At 72.7% G+C, this 23,051-nt stretch carries 17 protein-coding genes; 9 read left to right on the top strand and 8 right to left on the bottom strand.

What is annotated here, in order from left to right; genetic code table 11:
- The first annotated feature begins 102 nt into the window (after positions 1-102).
- The 6 genes from mca to purE all read left to right on the top strand — a co-directional run bounded on the left by mca (position 103) and on the right by purE (position 7,912).
- Positions 103-984 carry a mycothiol conjugate amidase Mca gene (gene mca, locus O3438_RS18150; RefSeq protein ID WP_269681081.1) on the top strand — a complete coding sequence of 294 codons (882 nt, stop codon included), beginning with the start codon at positions 103-105 and terminating at the stop codon, positions 982-984.
- A 48-nt stretch (positions 985-1,032) separates the two neighbouring features.
- Complete coding sequence (locus O3438_RS18145) at positions 1,033-1,326, top strand: hypothetical protein (protein ID WP_269681080.1); 294 nt, start codon at positions 1,033-1,035, stop codon at positions 1,324-1,326.
- A 178-nt stretch (positions 1,327-1,504) separates the two neighbouring features.
- Positions 1,505-4,036 (top strand): putative bifunctional diguanylate cyclase/phosphodiesterase, encoded by a 2,532-nt coding sequence (locus O3438_RS18140; protein ID WP_269681079.1) that lies wholly within the window; start codon positions 1,505-1,507, stop codon positions 4,034-4,036.
- 40 nt (positions 4,037-4,076) lie between these two features.
- On the top strand, positions 4,077-6,122 hold the full coding sequence (locus O3438_RS18135) for a thioredoxin domain-containing protein (protein ID WP_269681078.1): 2,046 nt from the start codon (positions 4,077-4,079) through the stop codon (positions 6,120-6,122).
- A gap of 99 nt (positions 6,123-6,221) precedes the next feature.
- Positions 6,222-7,397: a 5-(carboxyamino)imidazole ribonucleotide synthase gene (locus tag O3438_RS18130; RefSeq protein WP_269681077.1), complete on the top strand. Its 1,176-nt coding sequence runs from the start codon at positions 6,222-6,224 to the stop codon at positions 7,395-7,397.
- 23 nt (positions 7,398-7,420) lie between these two features.
- Positions 7,421-7,912 carry a 5-(carboxyamino)imidazole ribonucleotide mutase gene (purE, locus tag O3438_RS18125; protein WP_269683674.1) on the top strand — a complete coding sequence of 164 codons (492 nt, stop codon included), beginning with the start codon at positions 7,421-7,423 and terminating at the stop codon, positions 7,910-7,912.
- Positions 7,913-7,999: 87 nt separating this feature from the next.
- Here the strand turns inward: purE and O3438_RS18120 are convergent, their stop codons facing one another.
- Together O3438_RS18120 and O3438_RS18115 are read right to left on the bottom strand one after the other, a co-directional pair.
- Positions 8,000-12,886 carry an SCO7613 C-terminal domain-containing membrane protein gene (locus O3438_RS18120; protein ID WP_269681076.1) on the bottom strand — a complete coding sequence of 1,629 codons (4,887 nt, stop codon included), beginning with the start codon at positions 12,884-12,886 and terminating at the stop codon, positions 8,000-8,002.
- 150 nt (positions 12,887-13,036) lie between these two features.
- Positions 13,037-14,464 carry a UDP-glucose dehydrogenase family protein gene (locus O3438_RS18115; protein ID WP_269681075.1) on the bottom strand — a complete coding sequence of 476 codons (1,428 nt, stop codon included), beginning with the start codon at positions 14,462-14,464 and terminating at the stop codon, positions 13,037-13,039.
- Between the two features lie 250 nt (positions 14,465-14,714).
- On the opposite strand from O3438_RS18115, the gene O3438_RS18110 reads away from it, so the two are divergent.
- Positions 14,715-15,884: an acyl-CoA dehydrogenase family protein gene (locus tag O3438_RS18110; RefSeq protein ID WP_269681074.1), complete on the top strand. Its 1,170-nt coding sequence runs from the start codon at positions 14,715-14,717 to the stop codon at positions 15,882-15,884.
- Between the two features lie 62 nt (positions 15,885-15,946).
- Here the strand turns inward: O3438_RS18110 and O3438_RS18105 are convergent, their stop codons facing one another.
- The 5 genes from O3438_RS18105 to O3438_RS18085 are packed head-to-tail and all read right to left on the bottom strand — an operon-like array spanning position 15,947 to position 20,115.
- The gene (locus O3438_RS18105; RefSeq protein WP_269681073.1) at positions 15,947-16,561 is read right to left on the bottom strand and encodes a hypothetical protein; all 615 of its coding nucleotides are present in this window, start codon (positions 16,559-16,561) and stop codon (positions 15,947-15,949) included.
- Positions 16,558-17,949, bottom strand: a complete 1,392-nt coding sequence (locus O3438_RS18100) for a hypothetical protein (RefSeq protein ID WP_269681072.1) — start codon at positions 17,947-17,949, stop codon at positions 16,558-16,560. Before O3438_RS18100 ends, O3438_RS18105 begins: the two co-directional genes overlap by 4 nt.
- Complete coding sequence (locus O3438_RS18095) at positions 17,946-18,746, bottom strand: ABC transporter ATP-binding protein (RefSeq protein ID WP_269683673.1); 801 nt, start codon at positions 18,744-18,746, stop codon at positions 17,946-17,948. Before O3438_RS18095 ends, O3438_RS18100 begins: the two co-directional genes overlap by 4 nt.
- Before the next feature lie 20 nt (positions 18,747-18,766).
- Positions 18,767-19,564, bottom strand: coding sequence for a zf-HC2 domain-containing protein (locus tag O3438_RS18090; RefSeq protein WP_269681071.1), 798 nt, complete (start codon positions 19,562-19,564; stop codon positions 18,767-18,769).
- Entirely contained in the window at positions 19,561-20,115 is a 555-nt protein-coding gene (locus O3438_RS18085; RefSeq protein WP_269681070.1) for an RNA polymerase sigma factor, read from the bottom strand. Before O3438_RS18085 ends, O3438_RS18090 begins: the two co-directional genes overlap by 4 nt.
- Before the next feature lie 336 nt (positions 20,116-20,451).
- On the opposite strand from O3438_RS18085, the gene O3438_RS18080 reads away from it, so the two are divergent.
- Positions 20,452-21,672, top strand: coding sequence for a multidrug effflux MFS transporter (locus O3438_RS18080; protein ID WP_269683672.1), 1,221 nt, complete (start codon positions 20,452-20,454; stop codon positions 21,670-21,672).
- Positions 21,673-21,730: 58 nt separating this feature from the next.
- On the opposite strand, the gene O3438_RS18075 is transcribed toward O3438_RS18080, so the two are convergent.
- Positions 21,731-22,402 (bottom strand): hypothetical protein, encoded by a 672-nt coding sequence (locus tag O3438_RS18075; protein WP_269681069.1) that lies wholly within the window; start codon positions 22,400-22,402, stop codon positions 21,731-21,733.
- A 23-nt stretch (positions 22,403-22,425) separates the two neighbouring features.
- Here O3438_RS18075 and O3438_RS18070 point away from each other — a divergent pair, with 23 nt between their 5' ends.
- A complete protein-coding gene (locus O3438_RS18070) occupies positions 22,426-22,944 on the top strand; it encodes an acyl-CoA thioesterase (RefSeq protein WP_269681068.1) in 519 nt (172 codons plus the stop codon).
- Positions 22,945-23,051 lie beyond the last annotated feature (107 nt).

Genomic DNA, 23,051 nt, shown 5'->3' with positions numbered 1-23,051 from the left:
GGCTGCTGACCGGCGACAAGGGTGCGGTGAGAAAGATCCCGGCAGGTCAGCCGGTCGAGCCCGGTCGGGTCCACCGTCCGGCACAGACGAGGAGCGCCGAAGTTGGCAGAGCAACTGCGTCTCATGGCCGTGCACGCGCACCCGGACGACGAGTCGAGCAAGGGCGCGGCGACGACGGCGAAATATGTCGCACAGGGGGTGGACGTCCTGGTCGTGACGTGCACGGGTGGCGAGCGCGGGAGCGTGCTCAACCCCAAGCTCGACCGACCCGACGTGTGGGCCAACATCGCCGACATCCGGCGTGCCGAGATGGACGCCGCGCGGGCGATCCTCGGCATCGACCAGGCCTGGCTCGGCTTCGTCGACTCCGGCCTGCCCGAGGGCGACCCGCTGCCGCCGCTGCCCGAGGGTTGTTTCGCGCTGCAGGACGTCGAGGTGGCCGCCGGGCCCCTGGTGCGGTTGATGCGCGAGTTCCGTCCGCACGTGGTCACCACGTACGACGAGGAGGGCGGCTACCCGCACCCCGACCACATCATGTGCCACAAGGTGAGCGTGGCCGCCTTCGATGCCGCCGGTGACCCGGAGCGCTACCCGGAGCTGGGCGCCCCCTGGCAGCCGTTGAAGCTCTACTACGACATCGGGTTCTCCAAGGGCAAGATCATGGCCCTGCACGAGGGCATGCTGGCCGCGGGTCTGGAGTCGCCGTACGAGGAGTGGCTCAAGCGGTGGGAGGACCGGCCCGACAAGGGTCCCCGGATCACCACCCGGGTGGAGTGCGCCGAATACTTCCCGGTCCGCGACGACGCGCTGCGCGCCCACGCCACCCAGGTCGACCCGGACGGCTTCTGGTTCCACGTGCCGATGGAGCTTCAGCAGCGTGCCTGGCCGACCGAGGACTACGAACTGGCCCGCTCGGTGGTCGACAGCCCGCTGCCCGAGTCGGATCTCTTCGCCGGGGTGCGGGAGACGGCGCACGCACGCTGATTCCGGCCGGGTCTACCCTGGTTACCAACCGCACATCGGAGGAACGCCATGCTGACCGCTGCCCAGGTGCTCGCGGAGAACAACTTCGGGGACACCCGCACGGGTGGTCTGGCCGGCCCGATGGGCCTGTTCCTCATCCTGCTGTTGGCCACCGCGACCATCCTGCTGATCCGCAACATGAACTCTCGGTTGCGTCGCCTGCCGGACCAGTTCCCGCGGCAGACGGGGTCGACCGACCCGACCAGGGCCGATGCGGCAGTCGTCGATCCGACAGACGGGACCGGGGGGCGTGATTCATCCTCGCCCGCTCCCAACGGGCACCAGCAGCACCGGAACGGGTAGTCGCCCCATGAATCACGCCGAACCGGGTGGTCGACCCCTGTTGCGACCACCCGGTTTGGCTTAGCCTTCCGCCGGGGGACCAAAAGTCTCCGAGCCGTGTGCGGGAGGGGGCGCCGATGACCAGCACAGCACCGGCCGCCCGCCGCAACCTCGGTCGGTCGGCTGACGGGGGAGGTCGATGACCTCCGGTCCAGCCAACGACTCGTTCGACCGGCTCGGGGTGCGGGGCACCCCGGGCCGGTTACTCGTGCTCACCGCCGCCGTCACGCTGACCGCCGTCGTCGCCGCCACGGTGGGGTTGACCCTCCCGGCCCGGCTACCGGCCGACGACCCGCTCGGCGGTCCGGCCCGCTTCGGCATCGCGGTCGCCGTCCTCGGCCTCGCCCAACTGGCCCGGCTCCGGTTCCGTTCGGCCGCCGGCATGGTCAGCATTACCTGGGGTGAGGCGGCGCTGATCGTCTGCCTCTATCTGACCCCGGCCGGCTGGCTCCCGTCCGCCACGCTGCTCGGCACCGGGCTGGCCTGGACGGTGCTCTCCCTGCACAACGATCGCCGCCCGGTCCTGGAGATCGTCCGGATCGCCGCGTCGCTGGCCGCCGCGTCAGCGCTGGCTGTTTCCGTGACCACGGCGCTCGGGCGGCCACTGCTCTCCCCGCCCACCCCGATGCTGGCGCTGGCTGTGCTCGCCGGGTCGGTGACCTATCTGCTGGTGACCGCCTGGTTGGGTGGGGTGACCCTGGGCCTACGGCACGGCCTGCCGATCGGCCCGCCGCTGCTCGCCGCGTTGCGCGGCAAGCTGCTGATGTTCGTCGGCAACGTGGCGGTCGGCCTCGTGGTGATCGCTCTGCTGGAGCTCGACCCGCGCTGGTTGCTGTTGCTGCCGCCGCTGCTCTGGCTGCTCCAGCAGACCTACCGCTACCGGTTGCGCTCCGATCTGGAGCGCCGCACCTGGAGGGCCTTCGCCGAGGCCACCGCCGCCCTCAACCAGCTCGACGAGCGGGGGGTGGCGAGCGCGGCGGTCACCGGTGCGCTGACGCTGTTCAACGCCGAACTGGTGGACGTCGACGTGGCCCGGGCCGACGGCCGGTGGCACCGGTACCGGGGCGACGCCGGCGGTCAGACGGCCGACCGTGAGACGGACCCACCGGAGGAGACGGAGCCGGACGAGCACGAGCTGATCCGGGCACTGTCGGTCGGCGCCGCCCCGGTTGGTCGACTGCGGGTGCGCTTTCCCCGCTCCGCTCCGCCCACCGCCCGGGAACGCGACGCCGTGGCCGCGTTCGGCGACGCGCTCGCTGCCGCCCTGCACGACGCCGCGACTCACCGGGAGCTGCGGTTGGTGACCGCCCGGTCGTCGTACGAGGCGGTGCACGACCCGCTCACCGGGTTGGTCAACCGGGCGGCGATGCTCGGCAAGGGCGACCAGTCGCTGCGGCAACTCGCGCACGATCACCCGGTGGCGTTGTTGCTGCTGGACATCAACCAGTTCAAGGAAGTCAACGACACCCTCGGTCATGCGGCGGGCGACCAGTTGCTGCGGCTGACCGCGAACCGGCTCGACACGCTGGTTCGCCCCGGCGACCTGCTCGGCCGCCTCGGCGGTGACGAGTTCGCCCTGCTCCTCACCGCGGTGCCGGTGCTCGGCGACCGGGCCGCCCCGATGGCCCACGCGTTGCGCCAGGCCCGGGAGATCGCCGAACGGCTGGCCGCGCCGACCGAGGTGGCCGGCGTCCGGATGTCGATCGAGGTCTCCGTCGGTGTGGTGGTGGCCGACGCCGGCACCGCCGACCTGACCGAGCTGCTGCGCCGGGCCGACATCGCGATGTACCAGGCCAAGGAGGGCGGCGGCAACGTCGCCGCGTACGACGGCAGCCGCGACGCGGCCAGCACGGATCAGCTCGCCCTGCTGGCCGAGCTCCGCGAGGCGTTGACAGTCGACGACCAGCTGGTGCTGGCGTTGCAACCGGCGGTCGACCTGACCACTGGCGCGCCCACCGGTGTGGAGGCGCTGATCCGCTGGCAGCATCCCCGGCGCGGATGGTTGAACCCGGCCGACTTCATCCGGCCCGTGGAGAACAGCGAGCAACTCGGCACCTTCACCCGCTACGTGCTGGACAAGGCGCTCGGTGTGGCCGCCGGCTGGGCCCGGGAGGGGTTGGACGTCCCGATCTCGGTCAACCTGTCGGCACGCAGCCTGCTGGACCGCCGGCTGCCGGCGGAGATCGCCGACGCGCTGCGCCGACACCAGGTGCCACCGCACCGGCTCGTCCTGGAGATCACCGAGACGGTGGTGATGAGCGAGTTGGAGGTCATCGACGAGGTGCTGGCCACCCTCCGGTCGATGGGTGTGCAACTCGCTGTGGACGACTTCGGCACCGGCTTCTCGTCGCTGACCTTCCTCACCCGGATCGCCGTGGACGAGTTGAAGGTGGACCGCTCGTTCGTGATCCGGATGGCGGACTCGCCGGAGGCGGCGGCGATCGTCCGCACGACAGTGGGTCTCGCCCACGAGTTGGGGCTGCGCGTGGTCGCCGAGGGGGTGGAGACCGCCGAGCAGCGGATGGCCCTGGCCGAGCTGGGCTGCACCTCCGCGCAGGGCTACCACTTCTTCAAGCCCATGCCGGCGGACAAGATCGGCGCGGTGCTGGGGTCGTTGCGCGACTCGGCGGAGTCGAACGTGTTCCGGCTCCGCGCCGACGGCGCCTCCTGACCGCCGGGCACGCCCGAGCGGGGGTGGTTATGGTCGTCGGGTGAACCGACTCGCCGAGGCCACCAGTCCGTACCTCCTCCAGCACGCCGACAACCCGGTCGACTGGTGGCAGTGGTCCGACGAGGCGTTCGCCGAGGCGAAACGGCGCGACGTCCCCGTACTCATCTCGGTGGGTTACGCGGCCTGCCACTGGTGTCACGTGATGGCCCACGAGTCGTTCGAGAACGAGCAGGTCGGGGCCTTGCTGAACGACAACTTCGTGTCGATCAAGGTGGATCGCGAGGAGCGCCCGGACGTCGACGCGATCTACATGACCGCGACCCAGGCGATGACCGGCCAGGGCGGCTGGCCGATGACCGTCTTCGCCACCCCGGACGGCACCCCGTTCTTCTGCGGCACCTACTTCCCGAAGGTCAACTTCGTCCAGTTGCTCCAGTCGGTCACCACCGCGTGGCGGGAGCAGCGCGAGGCGGTGGTACGCCAGGGCGCCGCCGTGGTCGAGGCGATCGGGGGCGCGCAGGCAGTGGGCGGCCCCACCGCCCCGCTGGACGCGCCGCTGCTCGACGCCGCGGCCGGCCAACTGGCCAAGGAGTACGACGCGACGAACGGCGGCTTCGGCGGTGCCCCGAAGTTCCCGCCGCACATGAACCTGCTCTTCCTGCTGCGCCACTACCAGCGCACCGGTGACCCGCAGAGCCTGGAGATCACCCGGCACACCGCCGAGGCGATGGCCCGGGGCGGCATCTACGACCAGCTCGCCGGCGGCTTCGCCCGCTACTCGGTGGACGCGCACTGGACGGTGCCGCACTTCGAGAAGATGCTCTACGACAACGCGCTCCTGCTCCGTCTCTACACCCAGCTGTGGCGGCTCACCGGTGACCCGCTGGCCCGCCGTGTCGCCCGGGACACCGCCCGGTTCCTCGCCGACGAGCTGCACCGGCCGGGCGAGGGCTTCGCGTCCGCGCTGGACGCCGACACCGATGGCGTCGAGGGCCTGACCTACGCCTGGACGCCCGCGCAGCTCGTGGAGGCGTTGGGCGAGGAGGACGGTCGGTGGGCCGCCGACCTGTTCACGGTGACCGACGAGGGCACCTTCGAGGATGGGATGAGCGTGCTGCGGCTCGCCCGGGACGTGGACGACGCCGCGCCCGAGGTCCGCGCCCGCTGGCAGCAGGTGGTGGGACGGCTGCTCGCGGCCCGGGATACCCGCCCGCAGCCGGCCCGCGACGACAAGGTGGTGGCCGCCTGGAACGGGCTGGCGATCACCGCCATCGCCGAGTTCCAGCAGGTCGCCGCCGTGTACGCGTCTCCGCAGGACGAGGACGCCAACCTGATGGACGGCGTGACCATCGTCGCCGACGGGGCGATGCGTCAGGCCGCCGAGCACCTGGCCACCGTGCACCTGGTGGACGGCCGGCTGCGCCGGGTCTCCCGGGACGGCACTGTCGGCGAGCCGGCCGGTGTCCTGGAGGACTACGGCAGTGTGGCCGAGGCCTTCTGCGCGCTGCACCAGCTCACCGGCGAGGGGCGCTGGCTGACGCTGGCCGGCGAGCTGCTGGACACCGCGTTGGCGCGCTTCGCCGCACCCGGTGGCGCCTTCTACGACACCGCCGACGACGCCGAGCGGCTGGTCGCCCGACCCGCCGACCCGACCGACAACGCCACCCCCTCCGGCCGGTCGGCGCTGATCGCCGGGCTCGTCGCGTACTCGGCCCTGACCGGGGAGACCCGCTACCGGGAGGCCGCCGAGGCGGCGCTCGCCACCGTCGCGCCGATCGTCGGGCGGCACCCCCGGTTCACCGGGTACGCGGCCATGACCGGCGAGGCGTTGCTGTCCGGGCCGTACGAGATCGCCGTCGTCACCGACGACCCGACGGGCGACCCCCTGGTGGCCGCTGCCCGTCGGTACGCCCCGCCCGGGGCGGTGGTGGTCGCCGGCCGCTCGGACCAGCCAGGTGTGCCGCTGCTCGCCGACCGTCCGCTGGTCGACGGCCGGTCCGCCGCGTACGTCTGCCGGGGTTTCGTCTGTCAGCGGCCGGTCACCTCCGTCGAGGGGTTGGTCGCCGAGTTGGGTAGCACCCGGTAGTCGTCGGTGCGCCACGCCGGTGTCCGGACGGGGCACCCGGCGCAGGGTCGCCGGCCCTCCGGGGAGGCGTGCCGAGGGCCCGGATAGGCTGGCCGCGCTATGGATTCCCGTACCGGACTGCCTGTTGTCGGCATGGTGGGTGGCGGCCAGTTGGCCCGGATGACCCACCAGGCCGCGATCGCCCTCGGCCAGTCACTGCGTGTGCTCGCGACCGCCCCCGACGACGGCGCGGCGCTGGTCGCCGCCGACGTCCAGTACGGCGACCACACCGACCTGGCCGCCCTGCGTACCTTCGCCAAGGGCTGCGACGTCGTCACCTTCGACCACGAGCATGTGCCCTCCGAGCACATCCGCACGCTGGCGGCGGAAGGGGTGACCCTCTACCCGCCGGCGGACGCGCTGCTGCACGCTCAGGACAAGCAGGTGATGCGGGAACGCCTCACCGAGCTGGGTGCTCCGAACCCGGCGTGGCGGCCGGTCGCTGAGCCCGCCGACCTGGTCGGTTTCGGCGAGCAGGTCGGTTGGCCCGTGGTGCTCAAGGCGGCGCGCGGCGGGTACGACGGCCGGGGCGTCTGGATGGTCGACGACGCCGCCCAGGCCACCGAGCTGGCAGAGACCCTGCTGGCGGGTGGCACCCGGCTGATCGTCGAGGAGCGGGTGCCGCTGCGTCGGGAGTTGGCAGTGCAGGTGGCCCGGTCGCCGTTCGGTCAGGTGGCCGCGTACCCGGTGGTCGAGACCGTGCAGCGCGACGGCATCAACGTGGAGGTGCTGGCCCCGGCGCCCGACCTGGACGAGGAGCTGGCGGTCTCCGCGCAGCAGCTCGCCATCGACCTGGCCACCGCGCTCGGTGTGATCGGTCTGCTGGCCGTGGAGCTGTTCGAGGTCCGTGACGCCGCCGGCCGTCCCGCCATCGTCGTCAACGAGCTGGCGATGCGCCCGCACAACTCCGGGCACTGGACCATCGAGGGTGCCCGGACATCCCAGTTCGAGCAGCACGTGCGGGCGGTGCTGGACTATCCGATGGGCGACACGGCGCTGACCGCGCCGGTGGTGGTGTCGGCGAACGTGCTCGGCGGTGAGCCCGGCGGGATGTCGATCGACGAGCGGTTGCACCACCTCTTCGCCGCCGAGCCGGGCGCGAAGGTGCACCTCTACGGCAAGCAGGTGCGACCGGGCCGGAAGATCGGGCACGTCACCGTGCTCGGCGACGACCTGGAAGACCTCCGGGCGCGGGCGGCACGGGCCGTTCGCTGGTTGCGCGAGGGCCACGAGTGAGCGGGAACGAGGAGAGGGCCGCGGTGAGCACCGTCGGGTTGATCATGGGCAGTGACTCGGACTGGCCGACCATGCGGGCCGCCGCCGAGGTGCTGGACGACTTCGGCGTGTCGTACGAGGTGCGGGTGGTCTCGGCGCACCGGACTCCGGTCGCGATGATCGAGTACGGCCGCGACGCCGCCGACCGTGGCCTCAAGGTGATCATCGCTGGGGCCGGCGGTGCCGCCGCACTGCCGGGCATGGTGGCCTCGGTGACGCCACTGCCGGTGATCGGCGTGCCGGTGCCGCTGAAGCACCTCGACGGCATGGACTCGCTGCTGTCCATCGTGCAGATGCCGGCCGGGGTTCCGGTCGCCACCGTGTCGATCGGCAACGCGCGCAACGCCGGCCTGCTCGCCGTACGGATCCTCGGCGCCTCCGACGAGGAGCTGCGCGCCAAGATGACCACCTACCAGCGGGAGCTGGAGGAGCTGGTAGCCACCAAGGAAGCAGCGCTCCAGAAAACGCTCCGCTAACCCGTCGCCTCCACCGCGGCCGGCCCGCGAACCGCGCCCGCTCAGCCGGCGTCGTCACCCACCCCGCCGTGACCCTCCGGTCTCATCTCATCTCATGCCGCGCAGCGCGGTCTGTAGGCGTTCCTGGGCGCGGCGGCGGCGTTCGTTGCTCGCCCCGAGCACGAGCAGCAGGATGCCGACCGGGATGAGCGCCAGCCACGGGCCGAGGCTGACCAGCGCGTGGATCGCGGTGATCGCGGTGACCGACGCGCCGACGATCACCGGGGCCTGCTGCCGGGTGGACGAGCCGAAGATCAGCACCGCGACCGCGCCGAGCAGCAACAGCATCTGCCGCAGGGTGCTGGACTCGGTGGCCAGGACGATGGCCAGGGTCGGGACGAAGGCGGTGACCAGCGCCGGCCCGTACGCCACCCAACTGCTCAGATCGGGTCGGTGGCGCAGTTCGAGGACTCCGACGAGCAGGGCCAGTGCGGCGAACGGCAACGTGTATGCCTCGGGCAGCGCGACGTCGGCGACCCGCATCAGGATCCACCAGGCGGTGATCTCGCAGACCACCACCGCCCAGAACAGGATCCGGCGTTCCACCGGCCGGCGACCGGGCCGGGTCGCTGCCACGCCGAGCACCGCGCCCCAGGCGGCCAGCAGGGCGGCGATGTGTCGGGGCGAGTCGAAGGCGAGGGCCAGGGCGATGAGCGCGGCAGCGTAGCCGCTCCACTGCACCGTGGAGGCTTCCCGCTGCGCCTCGGGTTGCCGCAGCCGGGGCAGGACCGCGGCGAACACCTGGAGGACCGCACCGACCGCGAGCACCCCGAACGCGGACCAGACCGGGGCCAGCCCGGCGACCAGGCCGGCGGTGAGCACGAAGAGTTGGGCCATCAGCGACGCGAACAGCCAACCGAGGATGCGGGCCCGCTGGGTGGTGCCGAACAGGGCCGCCACCACGCCCACGCCGACCGCCCCGCCCAGGGTGAACACTGTGAGTTCCCGGGCGGCGAGGCTCCCGGCGAGCCCGGCGCCGCCGGCGGCCAACCCGATGACGAACACCAGGACCCGGGCCAGCCGCAGCGAGCGGGCCCGTTCGGCCAGTGGCGGCGGTGGGGTCAACGCGAGGCCGAGCATCGCGATGGTGAAGACGGAGAGCGCGGCGAGGGTGCTCGCCGGCCAGCCGCTGCCCAACGCGATGGGCGTGATCAACAGCGTGACGGCGGCCCCGGGCAGCACCACCGGCACGGCTCGGGAGCGTCGTCCACCGCTGAAGCCGGTGGCCGCGAGCGCGGCGGTCGCGGTGAGCAGCAGTGCGGTCAGCACGTGGGTGGGGTCGACCACGTCCGGGGGCGGGGTGAGCAGCTCCGGCGGCGGGCCGTGCCAGATCCGGGTCAGTGTGCGGTGCGGTTCGACCAGCGCGGCGACCAGCGCGGGGGCGATCGAGGCGAGGGCCAGGGCGGTCGGGAGGGCCGCAGCGGCCAGCGCGCCGGCCGCCGGGTTGAACCGCCACCGCCGTCGTTCCGGGTCGTCCGGCAGTCGGCGTAGGGCCCCGTCGAGGCGTACCGCCCACCGCCGGACCGGTTGGGCGGCGCCGGTGGGCGGCACGGTGGCCGCTCGGATCAGCTCGGCCAGCACGCCGAGCAGTGCCGCGGCGGCCGCGTAGACACCTGCGGCGAGGCCGGTGGGGATCGCGGCGAGGGCACTGATGGTGGCCCCGCCGACCACAGCGGCGCTGACCCAGGGCAGATATTGCGGCACCTGCCGGCGGACCGCCGCCACGGCGGCCAGGCCGAGACTGGACGCGGCCAGCGCCGCGGTCAGCACCACCTGCGCCGAGTGTTCGAACTCGGCGGCCAGCGCCGCCACCGCACCGGGAAGGGCCAGCAGCGCCGCGCCGAGGGCCGCACCACCGATCTGAGCCAGGTGCGGTGGCATCCCCTCGGTGTCGATGTCGGTCACCTGCGGGCCGGCCAGGACGCGTGCCACCGTGGCCACCACCACGCCGATGAGCGCGATGCTGCCCAGGGCCAGCGCCGTGGTCCACGGCCGGACCAGGCCGGCCCCGGCGGCGTGCAACGCGACCACCCCGGCCACCGTGGCCCGGGACAGCCCGGCGCGGGCCTCCTCGGTGGCGACCGCGGCGATCCCGAACACGGTGGCGACCATGCCGCCGACCAGGACCGGCGACCACCAGGCCAGGTCGAACGCGGCGGGCGCGCCGATCGTGGCGAGCACCGCCGCCACGCCGGACGCGTCCCAGCGCCAGGGCGGCGGGAGCAGGATGCCGGCGGCGAGGGCCAACAGCGCCAACGCGACGGGCGCCTGCCAGGTCGAACCGCCGACGGGAGCGGCGGGCCAGCCGCTCAGGTCACCCCTCCAGATCGGGCCGGGGGTGGCGAGCACGCCGACCCCGCCGCGCACCGCGGACCAGCCGGCGAGTACGCCGATGAGGAGGCCGCCGACGGCGAGGCCGAGGATCGGCCCGCGTCGCCACTCCTCCGGCATGCTGCGCGCGCCGACCGCGACGACCAGGACGAGGGCGGCGGCCACCGCCAACTGCCCGCCCGGTGCGAGCACCGCGCCGATCCGCACCAGTGTGGCGACCAGCGCGGTGGTGACCGCGGCGGCGGCCAGGTCGGAGCCGTCGAGGGTGAGGTCGGCGCGACGGCCCGCGTCGATGGAGGGGGCCAGGAAGAGCAGCACCGCCGCGACCAGCAGGAGCGCACCGACCCAGGCGTCGGCGACGGTGGCGCCGGGCGCGCCGAACGCGGCCGCGGTGACGAGCAGCGCGCCCAGCCCGGTGCCGACGGACAGCGGCGCGGGGATGCGGCGCTGGGAGACCTGCACGATGGCGGCGTAGCCGAGGGTCACGCAGACGGCCAGGAAGCTGGCCGCCAGGACCGGTACTGTCACCTCCCGGAGACTCGCCGGGGTGGGAGTCGGGTCGACCGGCATGGTGGCGGTCACGAACGCCGCCACCGCCCCGGGCAACGCGAACGCGGCACCACCGGCGGCCCAGGCGGTGACCGTGTCGGAGGCCGCCGAGGCGATCCGGATCCGAGGTGCCAACGCGAGCAGGGTGCCGGCCACGAACAGGGTGAGCAGGACGGCGGCGCTGAGTGTGGGGCGGCTGAGACTGGCACCGGCACCGAAGAGGCCCACCACCGCCGCACCGACGGCGTGTGCCACCGCGGCGCGGTCGGTGCGGGCGGAGAGCCCGATGACACCGATGCCGATCGAGGTGATCACCATCGGCCAGGGGGCCACCGCCCACCCGAGACCCAACGAGGCCGGGACGGCGAGCGCGGTCAGGGCCGCGCCGGCGACCGCGAACTCGCGGCGGATCTCCGGAGGCAGCGCCAGCACCGCGGCGATGGTGAGCAGGAACGCGGCACCCGCGAGCTGCCAGGTGGTCGGGCCGACCGCCGCCGCCAGTTCGGCCGGGTAACGGTCCAGGTCGGCGCCCCAGGCAGGCAGCGCCGCCCGGACCGGTGCGACCCCGGCGCGTAGTGCGCCACCGGCGACCACCAGGCCGCTGACCGTCAACGCCACCGCCGAGGCGATCTGCGGACCACGGCGGGCGGCCTCGGGGACCGCGCGGACCGCCAGCCCGGTCACCGTGATGACCAGCGCGATCAGCAACAACGCCCGGCCGGGCAGCGCCACCGAGACGATTCGGCTGAGCGCACCGATCACGGCCAGGGTGACGATGCCGGCCGCGACGTCGGGCAACGGCGGTCGACGCAGAACCAGCGCGCCCGCCAACCCGACCGTGGCGGCCAGCAGCAGCACCATCCCGGCGCCGGTGGCCGTCGGAACGGTCTGCGCCCGCAGCAGAGCGGTGACCGCGTACGCCAGGGCGACGGCGACCGCCACCGCGTGCAGCAACCAGGTCAGCTCACGAAGCCCGGGCACCGGGCGCGCGGGCCGAGGGTCGGTGGCGCCCGCGTCGGCGTCGACCAGCTCGGCGGCCTCCTCCGGGTCGCCCTCGGGCCGGCTCTCGGCGTTGCGTTGGCGAGGCGCCGACGCGGCGTCCGGCAGTGGCAGGTCCTGCCGGACGGAGCGTTCCATGACCACGCCGGAGCGGGCCAGCCAGAGGTCGACGAGGGCGACCAGGGCCAGCACCAGCGCCCAGCCGCCCGGGCCGGTGATCCGGTCGTACGCGAGCAGCGGCAGCACCGGCTGTGCGGCGAGCACTGTGGCGAAGCGGGGTGCGCGTAGGCCCGTCCAGCCGGCGTACCCGAATGCGACGCCCGCCGTGACCGCGAAGATCACCCCGCTGAAGACGGTGGCGGAGACGCCGCCGGTGCCGATCCGGTCCACCGCCCAGAGGGCGTTACCGGCGAGTGGCACGAGGAGGAGGCCGACCGCGGCGATGGTCTCGGCGGTCGAGGTGAGCCCGCGCCGGGCCAGCACCGGCGGTGCGAGCAGCATCAGCGCGGTGGCCAGGAGCAGGATGCCGAGCCGGGCCACCGCGTCCATCGAGCTGGTCGCCACGGCGGCGAAGACCACAGCGGCCACGCCGAGCAGCAGCGCACCGAGCCCGAGGGGGATGTTCTGCACCTCGCGCGACGAGGCCTCCGGCGGGTGCTCCGGGTCGTCCGCGTCGAGCCATCGGGGCGGCGGTGGCGGGTCCTCCGGAGCCGGCGGGGTGTTCTGGCGGGGCACCCGGGGAGGCGCGCCGGTGGTGGCGGTCGGTGGCCGCCGGCCGGGGCGGCGGCGCAGCACCCGACGGGGTCGGGTGGCCTGCTTGACCCGCTCCTCGCCGGCGTGGGCGAGGATGTCCCGCTGGAAGAGCGCGGCCTGCATCTTGGCGGCGATCTGCCGTTGCTCACGGGCGATGGCGGCGTCGCGCGCCTTCATCTCCGCTATGGAACGTTCGATGTCCGCCAGGTGTTCGACCCACTGTGGCTGGTCGGCCCCACAGTGCGGGCATCGGACAGCCGGCTTGATCTCCCGGCCGCACGAGGAGCATTGAAAGGTCGCCACGACACCCCTCCACCCGCACTGTGGACTACCACTGTCGCAGCATGCCCAAAGCTGGCGCGGATTTCGACTCTTGTCGGCGGGTCCGGGGCAAACAACGACACCGGCCGGCCCCCGAGATGCTCGGTGGCCGGCCGGTCGAAGCGCGTTCGGTCAGGGGCGACCCATGCCCCGGTACTCCCAGCCGGCCTGGGTCCACAGTGCCGAATCCAGGCAGTTGCGGCCGTCGACCACCTTGCGCCCGTTGACCAGTTCGCCGAGGGCGACCGGGTCGGCGTTGCGGAAGTCGGCCCACTCGGTGAGGACGCAGACCAGGTCGGCGCCGGCGACCGCCTCGTTGATGCCGCTCTCGTAGGTCAGCTCGGGGACCGCGCGGCGGGCGTTGTCGGCGCCCTGCGGGTCGTACACGTGCACGTCGGCACCGGCCTTGTGCAGCAGCGCGGCGACGGCGAGCGCCGGCGCGTCGCGGACGTCGTCGGTGTTGGGCTTGAAGGTGGCGCCGAGCACGGCGATCCGGGTGCCGGAGAAGTCCGGCCCGGCCGGCCCGGAGCGGCGGCCGAGCAGATCCGCGGCGAGGTTCAGCACCCGGGTACGACGGCGCAGGTTGATCAGGTCGACCTCGTGCAGGAAACGCAGCGCCTCGCCGGCGCCCAACTCCTGGGCCCGGGCCTGGAACGCCCGGATGTCCTTGGGCAGGCAGGCGCCGCCGAAGCCGAGGCCGGCCTGGAGGAACCGGTTGCCGATGCGCGGGTCGTAGCCGATCGCGCGGGCCAGTTGGGTGACGTCGCCGCCGGACGCCTCGCAGACCTCGGCCATGGCGTTGATGAAGGAGATCTTGGTGGCCAGGAAGGCGTTCGCGGCGACCTTGACCAGCTCGGCGGTGGCGAAGTCGGTGACCACCAGGGGCACCTCGCGGTCCTCGGTGGCAGCCAGGTCGAACACGCCCTTGTGCGCGGCGTAGAGCATGCCGTTGGCCCACTCGCTCTTCACGCCCACGACGATCCGGTTGGGGCGCAGGACGTCGTCGACGGCGAAGCCCTCCTGGAGGAACTCGGGGCTCCACGCCACCTCGACGCCGAGGTCGTCGGGGGTGTGCTTGCCGACGAGCTGCTCCACCCACTCGGCCGTGCCGACCGGCACGGTGGACTTGCCGACGATCAGGGCCTTACGGGTCAGGTGCTGCGCGAGGCTGGTGACCGACGCCTCGACGTACGACAGGTCGGCGCCCATTCCGTCGGCCCGCTGGGGGGTGCCGACGCAGATGAAGTGCACGTCACCGAAGTCGGCGGTCTCGGCGATGTCGGTGCTGAACCGCAGGCGTCCGGCGGCGAGGTTGCGCCGGAGCAGCTCGTCGAGGCCGGGCTCGTGGATCGGCACCTGACCGGCGTTCAGCATCGCGATCTTGTCCGCGTCGACGTCGAACCCGAGCACGTCGTAGCCCAGTTCGGCGTAGCAGATGGCGTACGTCGCACCGAGGTAGCCGGTCCCCAGGAACGTCACCCGCGGCCGAGGCGCGCCCGAGGGCGGTGTCACCGCGGCGATGGCGGGGGTCGGCTGGATGGTGGGGTAGGGGATCGTCACGCCTGTCTTCTCCGCTCGCACTGGCGGCGCGTCGTCGCGTCGCATTCCGCTGCGGCGCCTGGGCGGGGCACCGGAGGGTGGCTCACTGTCTGCCCTCCATCATTGCCCAGCGGCGTGGGTGCACCCTCATGCCCATGCCTACGCGCCGGTAACATCTCCTGAACTGCAGTCGCTAGTCTTCAGTCTGCTCGGTCAGCGGTCCGGAGTCGTCACAGACTGCGCATGATAGCGGTGAAGGGGAGGGGCCGACATGGCCGCAGGGGAGTCGTTCGACGTCTACCGGTTGCCCGATGAGCACCAGGCGATCCGGGACGCGGTCCGGGAGGTCTGCGCGGCGAAGGTGGCCCCGCACGCCGCCGAGGCCGACGAGACCGGGGAGTTCCCCAAGGCGTCCTACGACGCCCTGCGGGCGGCCGACTTCCACGCCCCCCACATCCCCGAGGAGTACGGCGGGGCGGGCGCGGACGCCCTGGCCACCGCGATCGTGATCGAGGAGGTCGCCCGCGCCTGCGCGTCCTCCTCGCTGATCCCGGCGGTGAACAAACTTGGCACGATGCCGCTGCTGTTGTCCGGTTCCGAGGAGATCAAGCGCCGCTATCTGACGCCGGTCGCGGCGGGTGAGGCCATGTTCTCGTACTGCCTCTCCGAGCCGGAGGCGGGCAGCGACGCGGCGTCGATGACCACCCGGGCGGTGCGTGACGGGGATCACTGGGTGCTCAACGGCGTGAAGCGCTGGATCACCAACGCCGGCGTGTCGGAGTTCTACACCGTCTTCGCCGTCACCGACCCGTCCGCGCGGTCCCGGGGCATCTCGGCCTTCGTGGTCGAGAAGTCCGACCCCGGGGTGAGCTTTGGCGCGCCGGAGAAGAAGCTCGGCATCAAGGGCTCGCCGACCCGCGAGGTCTACCTCGACAACGTGCGGATCCCCGCCGACCGGATGATCGGCGCGGAGGGCACCGGCTTCGCGACCGCGATGAAGACCCTGGACCACACCCGCGTCACCATCGCCGCGCAGGCCGTCGGGATCGCGCAGGGCGCGCTCGACTACGCCAAGGGGTACGTGACGGAGCGCCGGCAGTTCGGCAAGGCGGTCGCCGAGTTCCAGGGCATCCAGTTCATGCTCGCCGACATGGGCATGAAGCTGGAGGCGGCCCGGCAGCTCACGTACGCGGCCGCCGGCAAGTCCGAGCGGGGCGACGCGGACCTCACCTACTTCGGCGCGGCGGCCAAGTGTTTCGCCTCGGACGCCGCCATGGAGATCACCACAGATGCGGTGCAGTTGCTCGGTGGCTACGGCTACACCCGGGACTACCCGGTCGAGCGGATGATGCGGGACGCCAAGATCACGCAGATCTACGAGGGCACCAACCAGGTGCAGCGCATCGTCATGGCCCGGCAGCTGCTGGCCGGCGTCGTCTAGTTCGCGTAGCCGCCGGTGGTCCGGGGCGCCGACACCGGCGCACCGGACCACCGGCGGTTCCCTCACCGGTCCGGGGCCGTCTCGCTGGCGGGTCGCAGCGGGCCGCCGCGCAGCGCGTACGCCAGCAGACCGGTCACGGCCAGCACTGCGGCGCAGGCGGTGGCAGCGGTGGTACCGGCGGGCTGGGTCAGCCAACTGGCGACCTGGACGCGCACGTCAGTGCTCGGCCCCAGGAACGGCAGGACCGCGATGAGGGTCCAGGTGAGCGGGGCGATCCAGGACAGCGCGGCGCCGAACAGCGCGGTGCCGAGCGCGGTCAGCCCGAGCAGGCCGGCGGTGTTGCGCAGCACGAGGGCGAGCGGCTCGTACCGCACGTCGGTGAGTGCGCTGAGCGACAGCAGGGCGGTGATCACGGCGGCGGCGAGCAGCAGGTGCCCGGCCCGCCGCAGCGGCCAGTTGACCGACGCGGTGTGGTCGAGGGCGTCGTCGGCACCGTTGAGGGTGGCCCCGAACGCGACCACCGCCAGCATGATGGTGAGGCTGGCCGTACGGGCGTTGATCGTCGTCGAGGTCGTGTAGGTCGACGACATCACCCACGCCAGCACGATCACGGCGGTGGCGACACCCAGGGCGAGGGGCACCTGACGGGAGCGCAGGTACAGCTGAAGCCACCTCACGGCTTGTCCTCGGACAGGAGCGCCAGCAGGGCGTCGGGGCGGCAGTCCAGCGCTGCCTCCCGTGCCGCCGCCATCCGTTGCCGCTGCTCGGCCTGCGGCAGGCTCACCAGCGCCTGGTAGGCGCGCTGTGCGCGCTCGGCGTCCGCGCGATCCCACCAGGACTCCAGTGTCGGTGGTTGGTCGGTCAGCCAGGCGGCGGCGACCATCCGGGCGAGAGGCTCGTCGCCCCGCTCCGACCCTTCGCCACACTCCTGCTGCCAGGCGGCCCGGAGCAGGAACGGCCGGAAGTAGTCGTCGGACAGGTCGGCGCCTCCGGTGCTGGTGATCGTCGGGGCGTCGAAGACGAGCGTGTCGACGGGGTGCCGGGGCCGTGACAGGTCGGGGGAGAGTTGCGCCCAGTAGGCGACCTGTTGGGTCTCCACCGCCCGGATCGGGGCGTTGGGTAGCTTCGCCGCCATCACGGCCAGGGCTTCCCGGGCCGGGCCGACGACGTCGGGCAGCACCCCGGCGTGTGCGCGGGTCACGCAGACCTGCGGGCCGTCGTTGTCGCAGATCAGCTCGACGGCGACCGGGTCGGCGGCGACCGCGCCGCGGGTTCCGCCCACGGGCAGCAGCGGCACGGTGACGGCGGCGCCGAGCACCGCGGGGAGCACTGCCAGCGCGATGGCCCGACGCCGGACCGCGCCCAGGAGCAGTAGCCCGGTGGCGGCGAGGGACACCAGCCACACCATCTGGAGCAGGCTGACCCGGTTGATTACCGTCTGGAAGTCGTCCACGCCCCCGCTGAAGACCGGGATGAGCAGCACCGCCGACGGTTCGGGCCGGAACCTGGTCAGAGTCGAGGCGGTGTCAGCCATCATGACCAGGTCCGGTACCAGCCCCACCAGGACGAAGCCGACCACGGCGAGAACGGGTGCGGTGATCAACCGGGGTACGGCCCGGCCGGCGGCCATTCCCAGCCAGGCCGCGGCGACCAACGCCGGGATGCCGACCGCGGTCACGACCATCGCGTTGGCCGGGAAGTACGCCGACGTCCGCACCACCCACCCGGCCGCGATGAGGAACACCAGGAGGTACGCGGTCACCACCGAGATCGCGAGAGCACTGGCGGTCGGGCCGACGCGCTGCCACCGTGGCCGGACGGTGCTGGCGAACAACTCGTCGACCCGGCAACGGGCGTCGCGGCGGCCCAGCAACGCCCCGCCGGCCAGCGCGAGTGGCAGCAGCACCATCAGCATCGTCCGGGTGGTGACCGCCAGTTGCATCCAGCGCCCGGCGAAGAACTGGGTGGCGGTGAGCAGCAGCACCGTGCCGGTCACCAGCATCAGCAGGGCGATCGCCACCGCCGCCGAGCGGCGTAGTTCGATGCGCAGAATTCGTCCGGTCACGCCGACACCCGCCCACGGTAGGCGCGCAGCACCGACGAGTAGCCGCGTTCGGTGGCGCTGTCGCCGGCGTCGTCGGCGCCGCCCTGCTCGGCCAGCTCACCGGTGCTGCCCTGCCACACCAACCGGCCCTCGCTGACCAGCACCACGTCGGTGCAGGCCACAGCGACGTCCTCGACCAGGTGGGTGGAGACGAGTACGCAGCTGTCCAGGCCGATCTCACGCAGCAGCTCACGGAAGTCCAGGCGTTGCTCCGGGTCCAGACCGACCGTCGGCTCGTCGAGCAGCAGCACCGCCGGGTCGTTGACGATCGCCTGGGCGATGCCGGCGCGGCGCAGCATCCCGCCGGACAGCGTCTTCATCCGGGAGTCGGCGCGGTCGGCCAGACCCACCCGTTCGATGGCCCGTTGCACCGCACCGGGGATGACCGATTTCGGCATCTCCTTGAGCCAGGCCAGGTACTCGACGAACTCCCGGACCGTGAAACGCGGATAGAAGCCGAAGTGCTGCGGCAGGTAGCCCAGGCCACGTCGTACCCGGCGCAGGTCCGCGCCGGAGGTGACGTCCTCGCCGAGCAGTGTGAGTCGACCGGCGGACGGCTTCACCACGGTGGCCAGGGCCCGCATCAACGTCGTCTTGCCGGCGCCGTTGGGGCCGAGCAGCCCGTGTACGCCGATGCCCAACGCCAGGTCCAGACCGTTGACCGCCAGGTGTCGGCCGGCCTTCACCTGCAACGTCTCGGCGTGCACCGCCCACGGGTAGGTGGACGGCGCGGTCTCCGCCACGCTGACCGTACGCATCATCATGTCTCCGTATCTCGTCATCGGAACGTGCTGGTGGGTAGCTGCGACCGCCATCGGGCCTGGACGAGGACCACGGCCAGCAACAGCACCGTGGTGAGCGCCCAACCGGTCAGGCTGCTGCCCGCGAGGACGGCCGGGAGTCGCCCGCCGACCAGGCTCGGGGCCACCACACCCACGGACCAGGTGAGCGCCAACGTGAGTGCGGCCCGGTCGATCCCGACCACGGTGCCGAGCGCCAACGCCCCGGCGGTGAAGCCCAGGGCCGGCAGCAACCAGAGACCGGGGGAGTGCCCGGTGCCCCAGCCGGCCACCGCCAGCACCGGCAGGACCGTGAGCAGCACCCCCAACGTGCGGCGCATGAGGAGCGGCAGGCCGGTACGAGGTGTGGTGGCCGCCAACTCCCAGGCCGGGTCGACGCGCCGGCTCCAGACGGCGGCCACCGGCAGCAGCGGCGCGACCGGCGCGACAAGCAGCACCAGTGACGGCAGGGTGGCGAAGGTCTTCTCGAACAGGACCGCGGCCAGCATCAGCCCGGCGGCGGTGGCGAGCCACGGCAGGATCCGGGCGGCGACCCCGGTGCGCCGTAGCCGCCGCCGTCGCACCGGCCCCGGACCGTTGGCGATCCCGGCGGCGACGGTGCCGGCGACCCGGTCCAGCAGGTCACGTGTGCCGGGGTCGACAGCAGTCGTCAGCAGCGCCCGGCAGTCGGCGCAGGTCTCCAGGTGCGCCTCCACCGCCCAGATGGTCGCGTCGTCGACGCCCACACCGCCCGAGGCGTAGTGGGAGATGAGCGCGGGTGCGGGGTGAGTGATCATGACAGCGCCTCCCGGAGTGCGATTCGGGCCCGTCGCGCGCGGGTTTTCACGGTCCCCTCCGGCATGCCGAGCAGCAGCGACGTCTCCCGGGCGGTCAGCCCGTCGAGGACCATCGCGCGGAGTACCTGTCGTAGCTCCGGGGGCAGCGCGTGTAGGGCCTTTTCGAGGTTGGCGTCCAGCCCACCGGCCAGCGCCTCCTCCTCGGCGGCCGGGGCCACCGTCTCGAAGGTCTGTACCGTCGGGATCCGCTCGCGTCGAGCCCGGTGGCGGAACGCGTCGACCAGCCGGTGGGCGGCGATCGTCCACAGCCAGCCCACGGCGCTGCCGGACGCGGAGGACGACTGCGCCTGACTGCCGGCCGACCGCCACACCGCCAGGTACGTCTCCTGCAACACCTCGGCCACCACGTCCTCGTCGGCGCAGCGCCGACGCAGGCGTGCGGTCAACCAGGGGGCGGTACGCCGGTACAGCGCGTCGAACGCGCGTCGGTCGCCCCGAGCGACCCGGCGGAGCAGTTCGCCCTCGTCGAGCCCGTCCAGACTTCGTCTCACGAAAGGCAAGACGACGCGTACCCCCGCTTCGGTTCTCGTTCTGCCGTGACCGCCGTCACATCCGGCATTCGTCGATGTCGAACTGTCAGGGCGTGACACCCCACACACTGGGAACGCTGTACGCCTTCCGGGCGTTCACCTCCACCACGACCCCTGCTCGTCATGTCCGTCACCATGCCCGCTGCTCCCGCGGGTGCGGGGACGCCCCGCACCGCGTGTGACGACACCCGCTTCCGCAGAGAGATCGAGATGATGAAGCAGTCCGTGGAAGAGGCCGGAGCGGGCACCCGCACGGCAGAGCCGACGATCACCGAGGGCGTCCTGCCCGGCGATCTGATGACCAACCGTCAGCGGGTGCAACTCGTCCTCGTGCTGGGCGCGTTGATCGCGATCGGGCCGCTGACCATCGACATGTACCTTCCCGCGCTGCCCGCCATCACGGCAGGTCTCCAGACCACCGAGACCGCTGTGCAGCTGACGCTGACCGGCACGCTCGTCGGTCTCGCCCTGGGCCAGCTGCTGATCGGTCCGCTCTCCGATGTGGTCGGACGGCGGATTCCGCTGCTGGCCGGGCTGGCCGCGCACATCGTTGCCTCCGTGCTGTGCGTCTTCGCGCCCACCATCGCGGTGCTCGGCACACTGCGGGTGCTCCAGGGGCTCGGCGTCGCGGCCGCCACAGTGGTCGCCACGGCCGTCGTCCGCGACCTGTTCAGCGGGGCGTCCTTCGCCCGGATCTTCTCGCGGTTGATGCTCGTCATGGGTCTCGCGCCGATCCTCGCGCCGACGCTGGGCAGCGGCCTGCTGCGCTGGACCGAGTGGCGGGGCGTCTTCGCGGCGCTGGCGGTGCTCGGCGCGCTGCTGATCGTCGTTGCCGCGCTCCGGCTCCAGGAGACCCTTCCGGTGACGCGTCGGCGGCACGGAGGGGTGGCCGCGACCCTGCGCGACTACCGGGGGCTGTTCAACGACCGGGCGTTCGTCGGCCTGGTGCTGGTCGCCGGGCTGGCGATGGCAGCCCTGTTCGCGTACGTCTCCGGGTCGTCCTTCGTCCTTCAGCAGGAGTACGGCCTCGACGAGCAGGAGTTCGGCGTGGCCTTCGGGGCCGGTGCGGTGGGCCTGATCGCGGCCACCCAGTTCAACGTTCGGCTGCTGCGCCGCTACACCCCGCAGCAGATCCTGGTCAGCGCCCTGATCGCCGGCACGGCGGCCGGGTTGCTGCTGGTCCTGTTCGCGGCGACCGGCTTCGGTGGTCTGGGCACCCTGCTCGCCGCGCTGTGGCTCGTGTTGGCCGCCGCCGGGCTGGCCCTACCGAACGCCCCGGCGTTGGCCATGAGCCGGCACAGCGAGGCGGCGGGCACCGCCGCGGCGCTGCTCGGCGCCGTGCAGTTCGGCATCGGCGCGTTGTCCGCGCCGCTGGCCGGTCTGTTCGGCACCGGAAGCGTGCCGATGGCGATCGTCATCGCGGGCGGCATGGCCGCCGCCCTGGTGGTCATGCTCGTCGTCGTCCCCCGTGCCAGCCTCGGCACCGTCGACCCGGACCTCGCGGTCGTTGTGCACTAGGGCCGGGTTTCTCCGTGGGAGACAGCGGGCGGGCCGGGTGACCGGCCCGCCCGACGATTCAGCGGATCTCGGTGGTGTCCTCCGGGCGCGGTTGACCGCGCGGCGGAGCGGACCAGGGCGACTCGCCACCGACCCGCCGCGGCAGCGGCTCGGTCGGCGTCGAATCAGCCGGGTAACCCAGAGTGAGGGGCGCGGTGTCCCGATCCGCCGGCGTGGTCGGCGGCCAGTCGGTGAGGGTGAAGTCGTCGTTGCGGGGGCCTCCGTCCGGCACGGGGGCCGGAGTCGCGGCCGGCTCGGTCGCCGGGTGGGGCCACTGCCGCCACCGCTGCATGCTGAAGGTCGCCATCAGCAGCAGCAGGCCGACCAGGAAGAGTGTGCCGTTCTCCACGGGCAGTCGCAGCGGCAGCGGATCGCCGAACACCTTCCACTCGTGCGGGATCGCGTCCCGCACCGTGAAGGGCGCCACGAACATCCCGATGTACGGGGTGACCAGCAGCAACCCGGCCACCAGCGGGCCCAGCGGTGAGAAACGCAGCGTGCCGAGCAGGCCCAACAGGACACCGCCGACAGCGAGGTACACGGCCGGCTCGATCAGGTTGGCGGTGTTGAACGTGCCGATCTCCACCCAGCGGTCGACCGTCCGGCTCGACCCGTCCTGCCCCAGTGTGACCAGCACCCAGGTGATGGGCGCCACCACCAGCCCGGCGAGGAAGCTCCAGAGATGTCGCATCCGCGCACCGTACCGTTTTCGACATGACTGAGCACCTCTCCGCCGCACCGGTCGGCAAGCCGACGTCGTACTCGCGCGTCACGCTGAGCAAGATCATGACCGCCGTGGACGTGAACCTCTACGGCACCGTGCACGGCGGGGTCCTGATGAAGTTCGCCGATGACGTGGCGGGTGCCGCAGCGGCCCGGCACAGCGGAGGCACGGCGGTGACCGCCGCGATCGACGAGATCGTCTTCTCCGAGGCGGTCCGGGTCGGTGACCTGGTGCACGCGCACGCGCAGGTGAACTGGACCGGCCAGACCTCGATGGAGGTCGGCGTGCGGGTCGTCGCCGAACGGTGGGACTCGGCCGAGGACGCGGCGGTCCGGGTGGCCACCGCGTACCTGGTCTTCGTCGGCGTCGACGTCGGCGGGGCGCCGCGGGCGGTCCGCCCGGTGCTGCCGGAGACCGCGGAGGACGAGCGCCGGTACAAGGAGGCGGAGATCCGCCGGGCGCACCGGCTCGCCCGCCGTCGCGCCATCCAGGCCCACCGCGCGGGCTGACCCACATGGGTCGGCGGGGTGGAGTGTGGGACGGGCACGCATCGGTCGGCGTACCCGGTGCGCAGAATGGCGCTTCGAGGTAGGGCAAGATGGCGCCACGGCCCAAA

Source organism: Micromonospora sp. WMMC250, from assembly GCF_027460215.1.
Taxonomy (GTDB): Bacteria; Actinomycetota; Actinomycetes; order Mycobacteriales; family Micromonosporaceae; genus Micromonospora; species Micromonospora taraxaci.
Note: the sequence above shows the minus strand (reverse complement) of the source record. Positions and strands in the feature narration are given on the sequence as shown.